Below are 18,552 nucleotides of genomic sequence, written 5' to 3' on the forward strand. Positions count from 1 at the left end.
TCCTCTTTTCAGTTCAGTGGATGCTGGCGCAGAAAGTCTGCGGCGACTTTGGACGGGCTTTCGTGGTTTACATCGACCCGGGCGTTGAGTTGACGCATGGTTTCATCGTCAAACAGATCGGCCAGTGGCTTGAGCAGCCCCGCAAGGTCGGGGTGCTGATCCAGGTAGGCCTGACGCACTACCGGCGCGGCGGTGTAGTCCGGGAAGTAGTGCTTGTCGTCTTCAAGCAATTTGAGATTGAAGGCGCTCAAGCGACCGTCCGTGGTGTAGACCAGTCCGGCAAACACCTGGCCGTTTTTCAGCGCGGTGTAGACCAGCCCGGCGTCCATCTGGCGGATATTGCGACGGGTCAGGTCCATGTCGTAGAGCTTGACCATACCCAGCAAGCCGTCGGAGCGGTTGGCGAACTCGGTGTCCAGGGCCACCAGCGCATTTTTGTTGTCCGGTTCGCGCATTGCCTTGTTCAGGTCGCTGATGCTGTTGATGCCCGGAAACGCTTCGGCCACCTTTTGTGGCAGTGCCAGCGCATAGGTGTTGCTGAACTTGGACGGATGCAGCCAGACCAGTCCTTGTTTAGCATCGACCTCTTTTACCCGGTCGTAGGATTGCTGGCTGTCGAGTTTGTCGGTGATGTGGTTGTAGGCCACCAGCGAAACGCCGGTGTATTCCCACACCATGTCCAGTTGCCCCGACTCCTGGGCCGAACGCGCCAGGCTGCTGCCCAGCCCGCCGGTGACCTGAGCGTTATAGCCCTTGCTGTTGAGGTATTGCGAAGTGATTTCCGCGAGCAGGGTTTGCTCGGTAAACACCCGCGCCCCAATGCGAATCAAGGGTTTTTCCGCAGCCTGGGCAATTCCTGCACACAGCAGGATGCAGCCTAGTAAAAAGCTAATTTTTTTCATGGTTATTCCTTTGCTCAGCCAGACCTTAAGCAGGTCGCAGACCGCGTTCCAACCACTGGCGGCTGATGAGTATCACCAGGCCGTCGAGCAGCAGTGCCAGCAGCGCAGTACAGGCGGCGCCGAGGATCAGTTGCGGCTGATTGTTGAGGGCAATGCCTGGAAAAATCAGGCTGCCCAGGCTGTTGGCGCCGATCAGGAACGCCAGCGGGGCGGTACCGACGTTGATCGCCAGTGCCACGCGTACACCGCCCATGATGATGGGCACGGCGTTGGGCAACTCGACCCGCCACAGCACCTGGCGCGGGGTCATGCCGATACCGACGGCGGCTTCCTTGAGCGAACCCTGGACGTTTTTCAAGCCTTCGTAGGTATTGCGCACAATGGGCAGCAACGAGGCGAGAAACAGGGCGAAGATGGCAGGGCCGCTACCGATGCCCAGGAAACCCAGGGCAATGGCCAGTACCGCCAGAGGAGGCACGGTGTTGCCGATGTTGAAGACTTGCATGAAGCGTTCCGCACGTCCGGCCATTGAAGGTCGGCTGAGGAAAATGCCGGCAGGTATCCCTACAAGGAGGGCGGCGAGCATTGAAGCGAGTACCAGGTACAGGTGGGCTTGCAGGTAGAACAACAAATCATCTTGATAGTGTTCGATAGTGCTGATGCCGATCCAGTGGACCAACAGGGCCAGAAGCGCGATAACGACCGCGCATCCTATAAGCCCTTTTCCATAGCGATTCGCCATAGACGGACTCCTTTTTTTTCAGTCGGCGAACACATCGTCGTGTGGCAAGGCCATTCCTGGCTGCCGGCAATATGTTCGCGAAGAGCAACAGGTGGTGGCGAAAATGCGCCCTCAACACCTGTCATTAGCGCAGCCTCGTCAGGCTAACTTGCTGATATTTCAGCCCCTGACGCTTTGTCGTATCAGGAGAGTGGACGCCTCCACTGTTTAAAAGGTTCACATTTTTTACGGCACATTGCCACCCTTGTCCGACGAGCCACGGTTCCAACGGTGGCTGTAGGCGCCTGATTTGAGCTATAATCCGCGCCCTTTTTTGAATCAATCGTCAGGCGATTTCCCATGACCAACCAGGCCGCCGAAGTCGCGAAACGCCGCACTTTCGCCATTATTTCCCACCCCGATGCGGGTAAGACCACCATCACCGAAAAGCTCTTGCTGATGGGTAAGGCGATTGCTGTCGCCGGTACGGTGAAATCGCGAAAGTCCGACCGCCATGCCACCTCCGACTGGATGGAAATGGAGAAACAACGGGGTATTTCGATTACCACGTCGGTCATGCAGTTCCCGTATCGCGACAACATGATCAACCTGCTCGACACCCCGGGCCACGAAGACTTCTCCGAAGACACCTACCGCACGCTGACCGCGGTCGACTCGGCGCTGATGGTCCTCGACGGCGGTAAGGGCGTTGAGCCACGTACCATCGCCCTGATGGACGTGTGTCGTCTGCGTGACACGCCAATCGTCAGCTTTATCAACAAACTCGACCGCGATATTCGCGACCCGATCGAGTTGCTGGACGAGATCGAAGCGGTCCTGAAAATCAAGGCGGCGCCGATCACCTGGCCGATCGGCTGCTACCGCGATTTCAAGGGTGTCTACCACCTGGCAGACGACTACATCATCGTCTACACCGCCGGTCATGGGCATGAGCGCACCGAAACCAAAATCATCGAAAAGCTCGATTCCGATGAAGCCCGGGCCCACTTGGGTGACGAGTACGATCGTTTTGTTGATCAACTGGAACTGGTTCAGGGCGCTTGCCATGAATTCAACCAGCAGGAATTTCTCGACGGCCAGTTGACCCCGGTGTTCTTCGGTACCGCACTGGGCAACTTTGGTGTCGACCATGTGCTCGACGCGGTAGTGGACTGGGCGCCGAAGCCGCTGGCCCGTGTTGCCAACGAGCGTACCGTCGAGCCGGTTGAAGAGAAATTCACCGGTTTCGTGTTCAAGATCCAGGCGAACATGGACCCGAAACACCGCGACCGTATCGCCTTTATGCGCATTTGCTCGGGCAAATACGAAAAGGGCATGAAAATGCGCCATGTGCGCACCGGCAAAGATGTTCGTATCGGCGATGCGCTGACGTTCTTCTCCTCCGAGCGTGAACAGCTCGAAGAGGCTTTTGCAGGCGATATCATCGGTTTGCACAACCACGGCACCATCCAGATCGGTGACACCTTCACCGAAGGTGAGAGCCTGAGCTTCACCGGTATTCCGCACTTTGCCCCGGAACTGTTCCGTCGCGTACGTCTGCGCGATCCACTCAAGTCCAAGCAATTGCGCCAGGGCTTGCAGCAACTGGCCGAAGAGGGCGCCACCCAGGTGTTCTTCCCGGAGCGCAGCAACGACATCATCCTGGGCGCCGTGGGTGTGCTGCAGTTCGACGTGGTCGCCAGCCGCTTGAAAGAAGAATACAAAGTGGAATGCTCCTACGAGCCGATCACTGTGTACTCGGCTCGCTGGATTGATTGCGACGATAAGAAGAAGCTCGAAGAGTTCAGCGTCAAAGCTGTGGAAAACCTGGCGGTGGACGGTGGCGGTCACCTGACCTATCTGGCTCCGACCCGCGTCAATCTGGCGTTGATGGAAGAGCGCTGGCCGGATGTGAAATTCCGCGCTACCCGTGAGCATCACTAAACACTTCGGTGTCTGGTTGAAATAAAGCGAAGCCCTTGGGCTTCGCTTTTTTTTGCCCGCGAACTTTATAGTCGCTGCCGAAGGCTGCGATCGCGCCCGAAGCAATTTACGACTGCTACGCAGCCGGACGCAGCCTCGCGCTGCTCGTCAACGGCTACAAGTGAGCGTATGGCCCATCACACAGTATCGACAAACGCGGCTGCGTTACTCCGAATGGGTATATCCCAGCCTGTGAGTTTCTGGAAAAGCTGAAAGGGGCGGACTAGGTTTAAAGGGTGCTTTTCTCACAACAGGATGGAAATCGCGATGAAGCTTTTTCAACGCATTGTGCTGTTGCTCAAGGTGCTGGTGCTGCTGACGGTGAGTGCCTCGGCGGCTTGGGCGAGCAACCCGCTGAGCAGCACGGGGGCCGGGTTTTCAGTAACAGGCGTGCCGGGGCCGACAATTCATGCCATCTACAAGTCGGATTCCGAACCTGGGGACCAGGGGCAGGGCGGCAGTTCGGGGGATGATGACCAGACCGATGGTGATGGCGGCGGTGACGGTGGGGATAACGGCGATGAGGGCGATGAAGGCGATAGCCAGACGTAATGCATTACCCCTATGTGTAGCAGCTGCCGAAGGCTGCGTTCGATTGCGAAGCAATCGTAAAACCTGAGCTTGCGGTATGTCTGTTACTCCGCGGGCCTCGATTTTACGACGGCTGCGCCGCCGAACGCAGCCTTCGTTCCTCGGCAGCTGCTACGGGTCGTGCTTAGCTCTGCAAAAACTGCTCCGCGTGATGGCAGGCAACCTGGCGGTTGTCGAGCAGGCGCAGTACAGGTTCGTCTGTGCTGCACAACTCGGTCGCATACGGGCAGCGCTTGTGAAAGGCGCAACCTGATGGCGGGTTCAGCGGGTTGGGCAGCTCGCCGACGATCTTGATTTTTGGCTTGAGCGGATCGGGGTGGATCGTCGGCGTGGCCGACAGCAGCGCCTGGGTGTAGGGGTGCAACGGCCGGGTGTAGATCTCTTCCTTGGGGCCCATCTCTACCGGGCGACCGAGGTACATCACCAGTACCGTGTCGGCCACATGTCGCACCACCGCCAGGTTGTGGGAAATGAACACGTAGGCAGTGTTGAACTCCTGCTGCAAATCCATAAACAGGTTAAGCACCTGCGCCTGGATCGACACGTCCAGCGCCGAGGTCGGTTCGTCCGCCACCAGCACCTTGGGTTGCAACATCATGGCCCGAGCCAGGGCGATACGCTGGCGCTGGCCCCCCGAGAACATATGCGGGTAGCGCTGGTAATGCTCGGGGCGCAAGCCGACCTGTTTCATCATGGCCTGGACTTTTTCGCGGCGCTCGCTGGCGCTCAGGCTGGTGTTGATGAGCAGTGGCTCGGCCAGTTGATCGCCGATTTTCTGCCGCGGGTTGAGCGAGGCGTAGGGGCTCTGGAACACCATCTGCACGTCTTTGCGCAGTTGTTTGCGCTCGGCCTTGTTGGCCCCTGCAACTTCTTGCCCGGCAATTTTCAGCGAGCCCGAGGAGGGCTCTTCAATCAAGGTCAACGCGCGGGCCAGGGTGGATTTTCCGCAACCGGACTCTCCCACCACGGCAAGGGTTTTACCGGCTTCCAGTTCAAATGACACGCCGTTGAGTGCGCGCACCAGCGCATGGCCTTTGAACATGCCACGGGATACTTCGTAGTGACGGGTTAGGTCGCGGGCGGTAAGAACAACAGTCATTACGCCACCTCCTGATTCAAGGGGAAGAAGCAGCGCACCTGGCTGTGAGCCTGTTGCTCCAGCGCAGGACGTTGTTGACGACATTGCTCTTGTACATACGGGCAGCGCGGTGACAGCAGGCAGCCTTTGGGTCGGTCATAGCGACCGGGCACGATGCCGGGCAAGGTCGACAGACGGGCAGCGCCCATGCTGTGTTCCGGGATCGCAGCCAGCAGCGCCTCGCTGTACGGGTGCGCGGGCACATCAAACAGCCCCGGCACGTTGCCGACTTCCACGGCCTGGCCGGCGTACATCACGCATACCCGCTGGGCGGTTTCGGCGACTACTGCGAGGTCGTGGGTAATCAGCACCAGGCCCATGTTCTGTTCGCGTTGCAGGCTCAGCAGCAGGTCCATTATCTGCGCCTGGATGGTTACGTCCAGGGCCGTGGTAGGTTCGTCGGCGATCAGCAGTTTGGGTTCACCGGCAATCGCCATGGCAATCGCCACGCGCTGGCTCATGCCGCCCGACAGTTGGTGCGGGTAGGCGTCCATGCGGCTGGCAGCCCCCGGGATTTCAACTTTTTCCAGCAGCTCGATGGCTCGTTTGCGCGCCGCCTTGGCGGACATTTTCAGGTGCAGGCGCAGCACTTCCTCGATCTGGAAACCCACGGTGTAGCTGGGGTTCAGTGCGGTCATGGGGTCCTGGAAGACCATCGCCATGTCCTTGCCGACGATCTGGCGGCGCTGACGCGCGCTGAGGGTCAGCATGTTCTTGCCGTCGAAGGTCAGCGCGTCGGCGCTGACGATACCAGGGTGCTCGATCAGGCCCATCAGCGCCATCATGGTCACGGACTTGCCCGACCCCGACTCACCGACAATTGCCAGTACTTCGCCTTTATCCACAGACAGGCTCAGGCCGTCTACCACCGGCACGGCCGTAGCGTCGCCAAAACGGACATTGAGATTCTTGATTTCTAACAGTGACATGGGAATCTCCTCAGGCGGCGTTCTTGAGTTTCGGGTCCAGCGCATCGCGCAGGCCGTCGCCCATCAGGTTGATTGCCAGCACGCTGAGCAAAATGGTCAAGCCAGGCAGGCTGACGACCCACCACGCGCGTTCGATATAGTCGCGGGCCGAAGCCAGCATGGTGCCCCACTCAGGGGTTGGCGGTTGTACGCCGAGGCCAAGAAAGCCCAGTGCTGCGGCGTCGAGGATCGCCGAGGAGAAACTCAGGGTGGCCTGCACGATCAGCGGCGCCATGCAGTTGGGCAGCACAGTGATAAACATCAGGCGCGGCAGACTGGCACCGGCCAGGCGGGCAGCGGTCACATAGTCGCGGTTCAGCTCGCCCATCACGGCGGCACGGGTCAGACGCACGTACGATGGCAACGACACCACGGCAATGGCGATCACGGTGTTGATCAGGCCAGGGCCGAGGATGGCGACAATCGCCACGGCCAGCAGCAAGGAAGGCAGGGCCAGCATGATGTCCATCAACCGCATGATGCCCGGGCCGAGAAGGCGCGGAAAAAAGCCGGCAAACAGGCCCAGGATCACGCCCGGAATCAGCGAGATGACCACAGACGACAAACCGATCAACAGCGACAGCCGTGAACCTTCGATCAGGCGTGACAGCAGGTCGCGACCCAGTTCATCGGTGCCCAGCAGAAATTGCCAGTTGCCGCCTTCCAGCCAGACCGGCGGGGTCAGCAGAAAGTCGCGGTATTGCTCACTCGGGCTATGGGGGGCGACCCACGGGGCGAAGATCGCGCAGAACACGATGATGGTCATGAAAATCAGACCCGCCACAGCGCCCTTGTTCCGGGAGAAGGCATGCCAGAATTCTTTGTACGGTGATGGATAAAGCAGGCTTTGATCCACTTCGGTCGTGCTTGGGGAGGTGCTCATGGTCAGGATCTCAGCGCTGGTGACGGATGCGTGGGTTGGCAAAGCCGTAGAGGATGTCGACTACGAAGTTGACCAGAATCACCAGGCAGGCGATTAGCAGGATGCCGTTTTGCACCACGGGATAGTCCCGGGCGCCAATGGCTTCGATCAGCCATTTACCGATACCGGGCCACGAAAAAATGGTTTCGGTCAGGACTGCACCGGCCAGCAGGGTGCCCACTTGCAGGCCGACCACGGTCAGTACCGGGATCAGGGCGTTGCGCAGGCCGTGCACGAACACCACGCGGGCGGGTGACAGGCCTTTGGCGCGGGCGGTACGGATGTAGTCTTCGCGCAGCACTTCAAGCATGGATGAGCGGGTCATCCGCGCGATCACGGCCAGCGGAATGGTACCCAGCACAATGGCCGGCAGAATCAGGTGGTGCAACGCGTCCCAGAAGGCTTCGGGCTCGTCGCTGAGCAGGGTGTCGATAAGCATGAAGCCGGTTTTGGGCTCTATGTCGTAGAGCAGGTCGATACGCCCGGACACCGGGGTCCAGCCCAGGCCCACGGAGAAGAACATGATCAGGATCAGGCCCCACCAGAAGATCGGCATCGAATACCCCGCCAGGGAGATACCCATCACGCCGTGGTCAAACAATGAGCCGCGTTTGAGTGCCGCGATCACTCCCGCCAGTAGCCCGAGGATGCCGGCGAACAACAGGGCGGCGCTGGCCAGTTCCAGCGTGGCGGGGAACAGTGCGGAAAATTCGCTCCACACGCTTTCACGGGTGCGCAATGACTCGCCCAGATCGCCATGTGCCAGTTTGCTGACGTAGTCGATGTACTGCTCGTGCAGCGGCTTGTTCAGACCCAGGCGCTCCATGGCCTGGGCGTGCATTTCAGGGTCTACCCGGCGCTCACCCATCATGACTTCGACCGGGTCACCCGGGATCATGCGAATCAGGGCAAAGGTGAGCAAGGTGATGCCGAAGAACGTGGGGATCAACAACCCCACTCGGCGGGCAATAAAACTAAACATCGTGTGGTGTTCCTTATCAGCCGGTCAGGCAGGTCCGCCGGGGTTGAGGTAAACCCTGGCGGGTTTTTATTGTTCTACTTCACCTGGGTTGTGGCGAAGTTGTTGTTGGTCAGGGGGCTAAGGGTATAGCCCTCGACGTTTTTGCGCATCGCCGTGAACAGCATAGGATGGGTTACGTTGATCCAGGGTTGGTCCTGATTAAAAATCATCTGTGCCTGTTGATAGAACTCGGCCCGTTGCGAGGGTTCAGTGATACCACGGGCTTTGGTGATCAGGCTTTCGAAGTCCTTGTTGCACCAGCGGGCGTAGTTCTCGCCGTTTTTGGCCGCCTCGCAGCTAAGCAGCGGGGTCAGGAAGTTATCCGGGTCGCCGTTATCGCCGCCCCAACCGGTCGACACCAGATCATGTTCGCCATTTTTGGCGCGTTTGAGCATTTCGCCCCATTCCATGACCCGGATATCCAGCTTGAGGCCGATTTGTGCCAGGTCGGACTGCAGCAACTGCGCACCCAGCATCGGGTTGGGGTTGGTCGGGCCGCCGCCGTTGCGGGTGAAGAGGGTCAGTACCGTGCCTTCAGGTACCCCGGCTTCCTTGAGCAAGGCCCGGGCCTTGTCCAGGTCGCGGGGCGGCCGCTGGATGCTGGTGTTGTAGCCCAGCATGGTCGGCGGGTAAGGGTTGACGGCCAGCAGTGCGTTGCCTTCGCCGTGGACGGAGTTCAGATAGGTCTGCTTGTCGAAGGCCATGTCGATGGCTTTGCGTACGCGCACATCGCTCAGGTACTTGTGACTGGTATTCATGGCGATATAGCTGGTCATCAGGGCGGCCAGCTCATCGACCTTGAGGTTGGGGTCCTTGCGGATGTTCTTGACCTCATCAGGCTTGGGGTACAGCGCGATCTGGCATTCGTTGGCCTTGAGCTTTTGCAGGCGCACGTTGCTGTCGGTGGCGATGGCGAAGATCAGCGCATCACTGGGCGGTTTGCCACGGAAGTAGTCCGGGTTGGCCTTGAAGCGTACCTGGGCATCCTTGTTGTAGCGCACGAAGATAAACGGGCCGGTGCCGATCGGCTTGGCATTGAGGTCGGCGGTTTTGCCGGACTTGAGCAACTGGTCGGCGTATTCGGCGGAGTAGATGGAATTGAACGGCATGGCCACGTCGCGCAGAAACGGCGCTTCAGGGTGGTTGAGAGTGATTTTTACCGTCAGGTCGTCAACTTTCTCGACGCTCTTGAGCAGGTCCTTGAAACCCATGCTTTCAAAGTAGGGGTAACCGACCAGCGACAGTTTGTGCCACGGGTGATTCGGGTCCAGCTGGCGCTGAAAACTCCAGACCACGTCATCGGCGTTCAGGGTTCGGGTCGGTTTGAAATAATCAGTGGTGTGAAACTTTACGTCGGGACGCAGGTGAAATGTGTATTCAAGCCCGTCCGGGCTGATGTCCCAGCGCTCGGCCAGGGCGGGCTCCACATCCGTGGTACCGGGGGCAAAGTCGACCAGGCGGTTGAGTATGGTCTCGGCCGAAGCATCGGCAGTCACGGCGGTGGTGAACTGAACGATGTCGAACCCTTCAGGGCTGGCTTCAGTGCAGACCACCAGGGTTTTCGCGCTGACACTCACAGTGGTGCAGAGCAGTGCCGCGGCCAGGGCAGTGCGTAGTGGGAATCTTTTCATTGCAACCCTCTCCAGAGTCGGGTGAGCCAGCGTAACGGCTGCGGCTGATTCGTCGAATCAGCCGCAGCCTTCGGGTTTGAGCAGTTTTTTACAGAATGTTGAACGGAATGGTGGTCACCAGGCGGAATTCGTTGATGTTGCCGTCAGACTGGTTTTTGCTGGCGCGGTGCGTGGTGTACGTCGCGCGAATCGCGGTGGCTTTCAGCGGGCCACTTTGGATTGCATAGGACGTGCCAACGCTGTACTCGTAATGGGTTTCGCCGTCCATGTTCTTCACGTCGTAGGCGGTGCCGGTGTACTTGGTGCCGTCGATATCCCAGCCGCGGGCGTGGTAGGCGTTGAACTTGAGGCCCGGAATGCCGTACTGCGCCATATTGATGCTGTAGGCCAGTTGCAGGGATTTCTCGTTCGGGCCGTTGAAGTCCGAGAGCAGGGAGTTGGCCAGGTAGATGCCGTTGGTTTCGTGCAGGTAGTCGAAGTACTCGTCGCCGACGATCTGCTGGAACGACAGGCTCAGGGTGTGGGCCTGGTGGGTCAGGGCGAAGGCCAGGCTGTAGGCGTCGTTGTTGATGTTGCCCAGGGCCTTGCTGCCGGTATCCAGGGTCTTGTAGTAGTTGAAGTTGGTATTCAGGCCCAGGGTGGCGTTGTCGCCCATGTCGTGTACGGCGCCGAAGTAGTACTGGTTCCAGAAGTCTTCAACGTGGGTCGCGTACAGCGTGGTCTTCAGGCTCTTGAACGGCTGGTAATTGAGGCCGGCGACGCTGGCGCGATCGGTTTCAACCCCGGTTGCGCCGTATTCGCTGCGGAACTTGCTCAGGCTCGACTCGGTTCGCGGGGACACGCGGTCAAAGGAGCCGGCATCGAACGACAGGTTGTTGAACTCTTCACTGTGCAGGCCCACCCCTTGAAAGCTGGAAGGCAGTGCGCGGTTACCGATCACGTCGATGGTCGGGCTGCTGAAGTTCTGTCGGCCTACGGTCAGCGTGGTGTTGGAGATGCGGGCGCTGAGGTTGGCCAGGCCCAGCTTGCTCCACTGGCCGACGGCGTCGCCGTCACTGTGGGTCAGGGTGCGGTTGTTTGGCCCGGCGATGTCCTTGGCGTCGCGGTCCAGGGCAATGGCGTTGTAAGCCGCGACCTGGGTGCTGAAGCCTACGGTGCCTTCGGTGAAGCCCGACTTGTAGTCGAGGATGGTGCCCTGTACCCAGTTGATCCGGCGCGGGGTGGATTCACGGGTGCCGTGGTTGTTGTAGCTGAAACGGTCATCGCGACGCTTGAGCTCGTTGGCGTACCAGTTGCGGGTAGTGCCGCCCAGGGTCTGGTCTTCGACAAAGCCCTTGGTCTCGCTTTGAGCGCTGCTGGCTTTGAGTTCGGTCGGCATGAATTCATCGGCATTGGCCATCGCAGTGATGCTGCTGATGGACAAGGCCAATAACGCGCGGCTGGTGAGTTTCATGGTTGAGGCTCCTCTTTGGTTTCTTCTTTTTATGGCCGGTCTTTTTTTGTGATGACTCGGCTGTTGTGAAACGATTTAAAGCATTGCAAACGTTTGCCTGGTGCAGATTTGGCGAAGTTTTAGCGGGCCATGGGTTAAGTGACCTGCTGAAAGAGCGGTGTTGTTAGTGATCTCTGTTGTGGGAGCGAGCCTGCTCGCGAAGGTCGTTGGCGATACCGCGCTGCTCTTGAGGACTTCGCGAGCAGGCTCGCTCCCACAGTGGCACTGCTCTATAGGAGTACTCAGTCCTTGAGGCTGACACCTGAGAAGGCGTTACGGCCAAAGGGGCTGACCGTGAACCCTTCAACTTTGGCGCTCAGCGGCTGGTTGACCGTGGAGTGCGCAATGGGGGTGATCGGCACCTGTTGCTTGAGCAACTGCTGGGCCTGTTTATAGAGCACTGTGCGCTGATCGCGATCGGTCACGACCTTGGCATTCTTGACCAGGGTGTCGTACTCCTTGTTGCACCACATGGAGTAGTTGTTGCCACCGATTGCGTCGCAGCTGTAGAGGGTGCCGAGCCAGTTGTCCGGGTCACCGTTGTCGCCGGTCCAGCCGATCAGGCTGATGTCGTGTTCGCCATTTTTGGTGCGTTTGATGTACTCGCCCCATTCATAGCTGACGATCTTGACCTTGAGGCCGATTTTTGCCCAGTCCGACTGCAGCATTTCGGCCATCAGCTTGGCGTTCGGGTTGTAGGGGCGCTGTACGGGCATGGCCCACAGGGTTATTTCGGTGCCGTCCTTGACCCCAGCGGCTTTGAGCAGCTCTTTGGCTTTTTCCGGGTTGTAGGGGGCGTCGGTAATGGTTTCGTCGTAGGACCATTGCGTTGGCGGCATGGCGTTGACGGCTTTTTGGCCTGCGCCCTGATACACCGCCTTGAGGATCTCGTCCTTGTTGACCGCCATGTCCAGGGCCTGGCGCACCTGCAACTGGTCGAACGGTTTGTGCTGCACGTTGTAGGCAATGTAACCGAGGTTGAAGCCGGGCTTTTCAATCACCTGCAGCTTCGGATCGGCCTTGAGGCCGGCAACGTCGGCCGGGCGCGGGTTGAGCGAGACCTGGCATTCGTTTTTACGCAGCTTTTGCATGCGCGCCGAGGCATCGACGCTGATCGAGAAAATCAGGTTGTCGAGCTTGACCTGGCTGGGGGCCCAATAGTCCTTGTTGGCGGCGTAGCGGATGTTCGAGTCTTTCTGATAACGCTGGAACACATACGGGCCGGTGCCGACAGGCTTCTGGTTGATATCGCTGGGCTTGCCGCTCTTGAGCAACTGGTCGGCGTATTCGGCCGACAGGATGGCGGCAAAGCTCATGGCCAGGTTTTGAATAAAAGCGGCGTCTACCGAGTTGAGTTTCATGACCACGGTCATGGGACCGGTTTTTTCGACGCTGGCGATGTTCTTGTCCAGGCTCATGCCGTTGAAGTACGGGAACTCGGTGGGGTAGGCCTTGCGGAAGGGATGGTCCGGGTTGAGCATGCGGTTGAACGTAAAGAGCACGTCATCGGCATCGAAGTTGCGGGTCGGGGTGAACCATTTGGTGGTGTGGAACTTGACCCCGTCACGCAGGTGGAACGTCCACGTCAGGCCGTCTTCGGAAACATCCCAGCTCGTTGCCAGGGCCGGAACGGCTGCGGTGCCACCTTTTTCAAATTCAGCGAGGCGGTTGTAAATGGGCTCGGCCGCGTCGTTGTCGGTGGCGGTGGTGTACTGCGCGGTGTCAAAACCGGCCGGGCTGCCTTCGGAACAAAACACCAGGCTGTTGGCTGCGTTTGCGAGTGGGCTGCCGGCAAGTACGCCGGCGCCGATCAATACTGATAAAACCAGAGGGTTGCGCATGGCGTTCCCTATCCTTTTTTTATTTTTGAGTCCTGAGCGCGCCTTGATCGAAGGCGTACGGTTCAGGGCGTCGATGCCATCAACTACTGCGCCTCACCCGCTGCAATAGACTGCCCTTGGCCGAAGTTAAGCAGCCGGCGCTCAGCAGTAAATACATGGGATCTGACAATCTTGTAGGAATCGTCTTGGCTTCCTATAGCCTCTGATGTAGTCAGATATGGCTTTAGGCTGTAGGTGATTTCCACCGTCCTGGTAGATAAGTGAATGCAGCCTTGTAGCCGCATTCACCGGTCCTTGTTATTTGCCGACGCTGACCCCGTAGAAGGAGTTCAGGCCAAACGGGCTGATCTTGAAATCTTCTACGTTTTTGCGCATCGGTTGATACACCGTCGAGTGTGCGATAGGTGTCATCGGAATCTGGCTTTTGAGTCGTTGCTGCGCCTGTTGGTACAGTTTTGTGCGCTCTGCAATATCGGTGGTGGCCTTGGCGGCTTTGACCAGTTTGTCGAACTCCGGGTCGCACCATTTGGAGAAGTTGTTGCCTTCCAGCGAGTCGCAGCCAAACAGGGTGCCGAGCCAGTTGTCCGGGTCACCGTTGTCGCCGCTCCAGCCAATCAGCATCGCGCCGTTCTCGCCGCCTTTGGAGCGCTTGATGTACTCGCCCCATTCGTAGCTGGTGATCTTGGCCTTGATGCCGATCTTGCTCCAGTCCGACTGCAGCATTTCAGCCATCAACTTGGCATTGGGGTTATACGGGCGTTGCACCGGCATGGCCCACAGCACGATCTCGGTGCCTTCCTTGACGCCTGCTTCCTTGAGCAGTTGTTTGGCTTTTTCCGGATCGAAAGGTGCGTCCTTGATGCTGGTGTCATAGGACCATTGGGTCGGTGGCATGGCACCCACCGCCAGTTGGCCTGCACCCTGGTACACCGAGTCGATGATCTGCTGTTTGTTCACCGACATGTCCAGGGCCTGGCGGACCTTGAGCTGGGACATCGGGTTTGGCTCGTTGCTGCCCTTGATCTTGTCCATCACGTTGTAGGCGATGTAACCGAGGTTGAAGCCCGCTTGATGGGGCATCTTCAGATTCGGGTCTTCACTCAGGGCCTTGAGGTCGGCCGGACGCGGGAAGAGGGTGACCTGGCACTCGTTCTTCTTGAGCTTCTGGACGCGTACCGAGGGGTCGGTGGTGATGGCGAAGATCAGGTTGTCGATCTTGACGTCTTCTGGCTTCCAGTAGTCCTTGTTGCCGGTGTAGCGGATGTTCGAGTCTTTCTGGTAGCTCTTGAACACAAACGGGCCGGTGCCGATCGGTTTCTGGTTGATGTCGGCAGGCTTGCCTTCCTTGAGCAGTTTGTCGGCGTACTCGGCGGACTGGATGGATGCAAAGTGCATCGCCATGTTCTGGATAAACGCGGCATCGACCGAGTTCAGGGTGAACTTGACGGTCTTGTCGTCGATTTTTTCCACCTTGGCGATGTTTTTATCCATGCCCATGTCGGTGAAATAAGGGAATTCGGTGGGGTAAGCCTTACGGAACGGCATGTCTTTGTCGAGCATGCGGTTGAACGTGAAGAGCACGTCGTCGGCGTTGAAATCGCGGGTTGGCTTGAAGTAAGGGGTGGTGTGGAACTTGACGCCATCACGCAGGTGGAAGGTCCATGTCAGGTTATCTGGCGAGACATCCCAGCTGGTCGCCAGGCCGGGCTCAACCTTGGTGCCGCCACGTTCGAACTGGCTCAGGCGGTTAAAGATGGTCTCGGCCGACGCATCAAAGTCAGTACCGGTGGTGTACTGGCCAGGGTCAAAACCTGCCGGGCTGCCTTCAGAGCAAAACACCAGGTTGGAAGCAGCGTGGGCGAAAGGTGCACTTGCCAACAGGCTGGCGCCTAGTAAAAACGGAATGACCGCGTGTTTGAACATGGTGGCCTCATGATTTTTGTCATTTTTGGTTTGAGGGCGACCTTATGAGTCGACCCGGCGATACTTATGCACAGCCCATACCCAATGCAATATGTGGAAGCAGTTGAAGCTTGAAAAGGTGGGACGATCGTACAGGAATGTCGCTTTTATATAACTTATGACGCATTTGATCGTTTGCGCATGGCATTTCGACTCATTTGCTTACATCTGCGGGGGGCTTTTGCGACCTTCTTGCACTGTTTTAGGACAGTGTTGTTACTAATCAATACCCCGGTGCGGGAAACATTGTTGTGAAGGGCAGCGCTGCTGCAGGTAATCACCTTAGAATTCTAGAACGATTGCAGGCGTTTTCCCGGGGGCATAAAAAAACCCCTGAAACGGTCTGGCTTCAGGGGTTGGCAGGGCGTATCAGGCTTACTGCATCTGCACTTCAATCACGCCATCGGCACTCATGCTGACTTCACTGGTGCCGGCTTCGACTTCCGGGGTAGGCGCCGAGTCCATCGCCGGGACTGCGGCCTTCATCATCATTGCGCTGCGCAGGTAAGGTTGCGGGTAGCCGTTGGTGTTGAGGTTCAGGTTGACGATCTTGTAACCCTTGCCGCCCAGGGCGTCGGTGGCCAACTGGGCGCGGGCCTTGAACGCATTGACAGCGTCCTTGAGCAGCGCGTCTTCGCTGGTTTTGCGCGTGGCATTGGCGACGGTGAACTGCATGCTGCCCATTTTCAGGGTTTGCATCAGATCGCCGGTGAGCTTGGACAGAGCTGCAAAATCGGTGCTTTCAAGGCGCAGTTCTGCGCGTTCACGCCAACCGGTGATCTTCTGGGTTTTGTTGTCGTAAATCGGGTAGCTGTTGCGATTGCCCTGGCGCAGGGTGACTTCCTTGACGGATTTGGCCTGGCCGATGGCTTTGTTCATCGACGTAGTGATTTCTGCGGCCAGCTTGGCGGCGTCGGTATTTTGCGCTTCGGTATAGAGCGTCACGATCATCAAGTCGCGAGGCACTTCCTGGCTGGCTTCGGCACGCAGGGAAATCTGGTTGTAATGAATGTCATCTGCCAGGGCCGGCAGGCTGGCAAGTGCGCCGATGCTCAGGGTCAAAAGGGCAGCGGTGCGTTGGAAGTTGGACATGGAAGCTCCTTGATTGAGAACAGCAATGGCCATATGACTCTAATCAGTGGCCATCAGTTCGCCCAATTACATTTTCGATACATATGGTCTCCACAGATTGCGTAGCAGCTGCCGAAGGAACGAGGCTGCGTTCGAGCGCGAAGCGGTCGTCAATGCTGAGAACCAGATTTAACTAATAGATCGCAATGTCTGATTTCGCGACTGCTTCGCAGACGAACGCAGCCTCGTTCCTTCGGCAGCTGCTACGAGGGCGTTTTTTACGCAGGCTTTTAGCCGCATTTTCATAAAAAACACTGTGGCTGTTTGCCGCACTTTTGCCTGCGGGGCCGCCTGCTTGGTTATACTCCCGGTGATCCGCCTGGAGCGCTCATCAGGAGAGCTCATGCTCGCCCCCGTTCAGTTATTGTCCGCAACACGCCAGAACCTCTGGCGTCTTACGTTTATCCGCATGTTGGTGCTGGCCGCGCAAGCGGGTTCAGTGGGCTTTGCCTATCTGTTCAACCTGCTGCCGCTGCCCTGGTTCCAGCTGAGTATCACCCTCGGTTTTTCCATGCTGTTGTGCGCGTTTACCGCAATCCGGTTGCGCACCACCTGGCCGGTGACTGAGCTGGAATATGCGCTGCAACTGGCCTGTGACCTGTTTATCCACAGTGCCCTGCTGTACTTTTCGGGTGGCTCGGCCAACCCGTTTGTTTCGTATTATCTGGTGCCGCTGACCATCGCCGCCGTCACGCTGCCCTGGCGCTATTCGCTGGTGCTGACCGGGATTGCGCTGGCGCTGTATACGCTGCTGTTGATGCAGTTCTACCCTATAGATACCGTGCCGTTCTTTCGCGAAAAGCTGCAGATTTATGGCATGTGGTTGAGTTTTGCGCTGTCTGCGGCCGTGATTACATTTTTTGCAGCCAAGATGGGCGAAGAGCTGCGCCGTCAGGAAGAACTGCGCGCCCTGCGCCGTGAAGAAGGCCTGCGCGACCAGCAATTGCTGGCCGTGGCCACGCAGGCGGCCGGTGCAGCCCATGAACTGGGGACGCCGTTGTCGACCATGAGCGTGCTGCTCAAGGAGATGCGTCGCGATCACCTTGACCCGGATTTGCAGGACGATCTGAGCGTGCTTCAGGATCAGGTCAAACTGTGTAAGGAAACCCTGCAGCAACTGGTGCGCGCAGCCGAGGCCAACCGTCGGCTGGCGATCGAGGTTCAGGACGTTACGCAATGGCTGGATGAGGCCCTGAACCGCTGGCACTTGATGCGGCCTGAAGCCACTTATCGCTTCCAGTGCCTGGGCCACGCGCCGGTTCCGCGCCTGGCGCCGCCACCTGACTTGACCCAGGCGCTGCTCAACCTGCTCAACAATGCCGCCGATGCCTGCCCGGAAGGGCTGGAAGTGACAGTCGACTGGGATGCGGTTGATCTGACAATCAGTATTCGTGACCACGGTCCGGGTGTACCGTTGGCCATCGCCGAACAAATCGGCAAACCCTTTTTTACTACCAAGGGCAAAGGCTTCGGTCTGGGCCTATTCTTGAGCAAGGCCAGCGTGACCCGCGCTGGCGGCTCGGTAAAACTCTACAGTCATGAGGATGGCGGTACGCTCACTGAGCTGCGCCTGCCACGTGTCGCCCGAGGAAATGAAAATGAGTGAAGAAATTCAGGTCGAAGGCGAAGAACTGCCGCATTTGTTGTTGGTAGATGACGACGCCACTTTTACCCGTGTGATGGCTCGCGCCATGAGCCGACGCGGTTTTCGCGTGAGCACGGCAGGTTCCGCCGAAGAGGGGCTGATCTTGGCACAACAGGATCTGCCCGATTTTGCCGCGCTGGATCTGAAAATGGACGGCGATTCCGGCCTGGTCCTGCTGCCCAAGCTGCTGGAACTCGACCCGGAGATGCGGGTGGTGATCCTCACCGGTTATTCGAGCATCGCCACCGCCGTTGAGGCGATCAAGCGCGGAGCCTGCAACTACCTGTGCAAACCAGCCGATGCCGATGACGTGCTCGCCGCCTTGCTGTCCCAGCATGCCGACCTGGAAACCCTGGTGCCGGACAACCCGATGTCGGTTGACCGCCTGCAGTGGGAACACATCCAGCGCGTGCTGGGTGAGCATGAAGGCAATATTTCGGCCACTGCCCGCGCCCTGGGCATGCATCGGCGTACCTTGCAGCGCAAATTGCAGAAGCGTCCGGTGCGACGCTGAACGGGAGCTGTAGCATTTGCATTGCGCCTTGCATGCTGACGGCTACAGCTTCTAACCTGTAACAAGACGTGTCCCAGCGTCGTGGGCCGG

General features: G+C 58.5%; 15 protein-coding genes. 4 read left to right on the forward strand and 11 right to left on the reverse strand.

What is annotated here, in order from left to right; all coding sequences use genetic code 11:
* Positions 1-8 precede the first annotated feature (8 nt).
* The gene (locus V6L81_RS07380; RefSeq protein WP_095001583.1) at positions 9-902 is read right to left on the reverse strand and encodes a glycine betaine ABC transporter substrate-binding protein; all 894 of its coding nucleotides are present in this window, start codon (positions 900-902) and stop codon (positions 9-11) included.
* 25 nt (positions 903-927) lie between these two features.
* Positions 928-1,644, reverse strand: a complete 717-nt coding sequence (locus V6L81_RS07385; protein WP_095001582.1) for an ABC transporter permease — start codon at positions 1,642-1,644, stop codon at positions 928-930.
* 339 nt (positions 1,645-1,983) lie between these two features.
* Here V6L81_RS07385 and V6L81_RS07390 point away from each other — a divergent pair, with 339 nt between their 5' ends.
* Together V6L81_RS07390 and V6L81_RS07395 are read left to right on the forward strand one after the other, a co-directional pair.
* Positions 1,984-3,567, forward strand: coding sequence for a peptide chain release factor 3 (locus tag V6L81_RS07390; RefSeq protein ID WP_016779471.1), 1,584 nt, complete (start codon positions 1,984-1,986; stop codon positions 3,565-3,567).
* A 306-nt stretch (positions 3,568-3,873) separates the two neighbouring features.
* The gene (locus tag V6L81_RS07395; protein WP_095024055.1) at positions 3,874-4,158 is read left to right on the forward strand and encodes a hypothetical protein; all 285 of its coding nucleotides are present in this window, start codon (positions 3,874-3,876) and stop codon (positions 4,156-4,158) included.
* 163 nt (positions 4,159-4,321) lie between these two features.
* Here V6L81_RS07395 and V6L81_RS07400 read toward each other — a convergent pair whose 3' ends face one another.
* The 9 genes from V6L81_RS07400 to V6L81_RS07440 all read right to left on the reverse strand — a co-directional run bounded on the left by V6L81_RS07400 (position 4,322) and on the right by V6L81_RS07440 (position 16,264).
* Positions 4,322-5,296, reverse strand: coding sequence for a peptide ABC transporter ATP-binding protein (locus tag V6L81_RS07400; RefSeq protein ID WP_095001579.1), 975 nt, complete (start codon positions 5,294-5,296; stop codon positions 4,322-4,324).
* On the reverse strand, positions 5,296-6,264 hold the full coding sequence (locus V6L81_RS07405) for an ABC transporter ATP-binding protein (RefSeq protein WP_095001578.1): 969 nt from the start codon (positions 6,262-6,264) through the stop codon (positions 5,296-5,298). Before V6L81_RS07405 ends, V6L81_RS07400 begins: the two co-directional genes overlap by 1 nt.
* 10 nt (positions 6,265-6,274) lie before the next feature.
* Entirely contained in the window at positions 6,275-7,186 is a 912-nt protein-coding gene (locus V6L81_RS07410) for an ABC transporter permease subunit (RefSeq protein WP_095001577.1), read from the reverse strand.
* Positions 7,187-7,196: 10 nt separating this feature from the next.
* Positions 7,197-8,207: an ABC transporter permease subunit gene (locus V6L81_RS07415; protein WP_095001576.1), complete on the reverse strand. Its 1,011-nt coding sequence runs from the start codon at positions 8,205-8,207 to the stop codon at positions 7,197-7,199.
* A gap of 74 nt (positions 8,208-8,281) precedes the next feature.
* Entirely contained in the window at positions 8,282-9,877 is a 1,596-nt protein-coding gene (locus V6L81_RS07420) for an ABC transporter substrate-binding protein (RefSeq protein WP_095001575.1), read from the reverse strand.
* 88 nt (positions 9,878-9,965) lie between these two features.
* On the reverse strand, positions 9,966-11,330 hold the full coding sequence (locus tag V6L81_RS07425) for an OprD family porin (RefSeq protein WP_095024053.1): 1,365 nt from the start codon (positions 11,328-11,330) through the stop codon (positions 9,966-9,968).
* A 281-nt stretch (positions 11,331-11,611) separates the two neighbouring features.
* Complete coding sequence (locus V6L81_RS07430) at positions 11,612-13,210, reverse strand: ABC transporter substrate-binding protein (protein WP_095001573.1); 1,599 nt, start codon at positions 13,208-13,210, stop codon at positions 11,612-11,614.
* Positions 13,211-13,507: 297 nt separating this feature from the next.
* A complete protein-coding gene (locus V6L81_RS07435; RefSeq protein ID WP_095001571.1) occupies positions 13,508-15,133 on the reverse strand; it encodes an ABC transporter substrate-binding protein in 1,626 nt (541 codons plus the stop codon).
* 414 nt (positions 15,134-15,547) lie between these two features.
* Positions 15,548-16,264, reverse strand: coding sequence for an SIMPL domain-containing protein (locus V6L81_RS07440; RefSeq protein WP_338660585.1), 717 nt, complete (start codon positions 16,262-16,264; stop codon positions 15,548-15,550).
* 382 nt (positions 16,265-16,646) lie between these two features.
* On the opposite strand from V6L81_RS07440, the gene V6L81_RS07445 reads away from it, so the two are divergent.
* Together V6L81_RS07445 and V6L81_RS07450 are read left to right on the forward strand one after the other, a co-directional pair.
* Positions 16,647-17,909 carry an ATP-binding protein gene (locus tag V6L81_RS07445; RefSeq protein WP_095001569.1) on the forward strand — a complete coding sequence of 421 codons (1,263 nt, stop codon included), beginning with the start codon at positions 16,647-16,649 and terminating at the stop codon, positions 17,907-17,909.
* A complete protein-coding gene (locus V6L81_RS07450; RefSeq protein ID WP_016779485.1) occupies positions 17,902-18,462 on the forward strand; it encodes a response regulator transcription factor in 561 nt (186 codons plus the stop codon). The genes V6L81_RS07445 and V6L81_RS07450 overlap by 8 nt, the downstream gene beginning before the upstream one ends.
* Positions 18,463-18,552: the final 90 nt, after the last annotated feature.

This window comes from Pseudomonas bubulae (assembly GCF_037023725.1).
Taxonomy (GTDB): domain Bacteria; phylum Pseudomonadota; class Gammaproteobacteria; order Pseudomonadales; family Pseudomonadaceae; genus Aquipseudomonas; species Aquipseudomonas bubulae.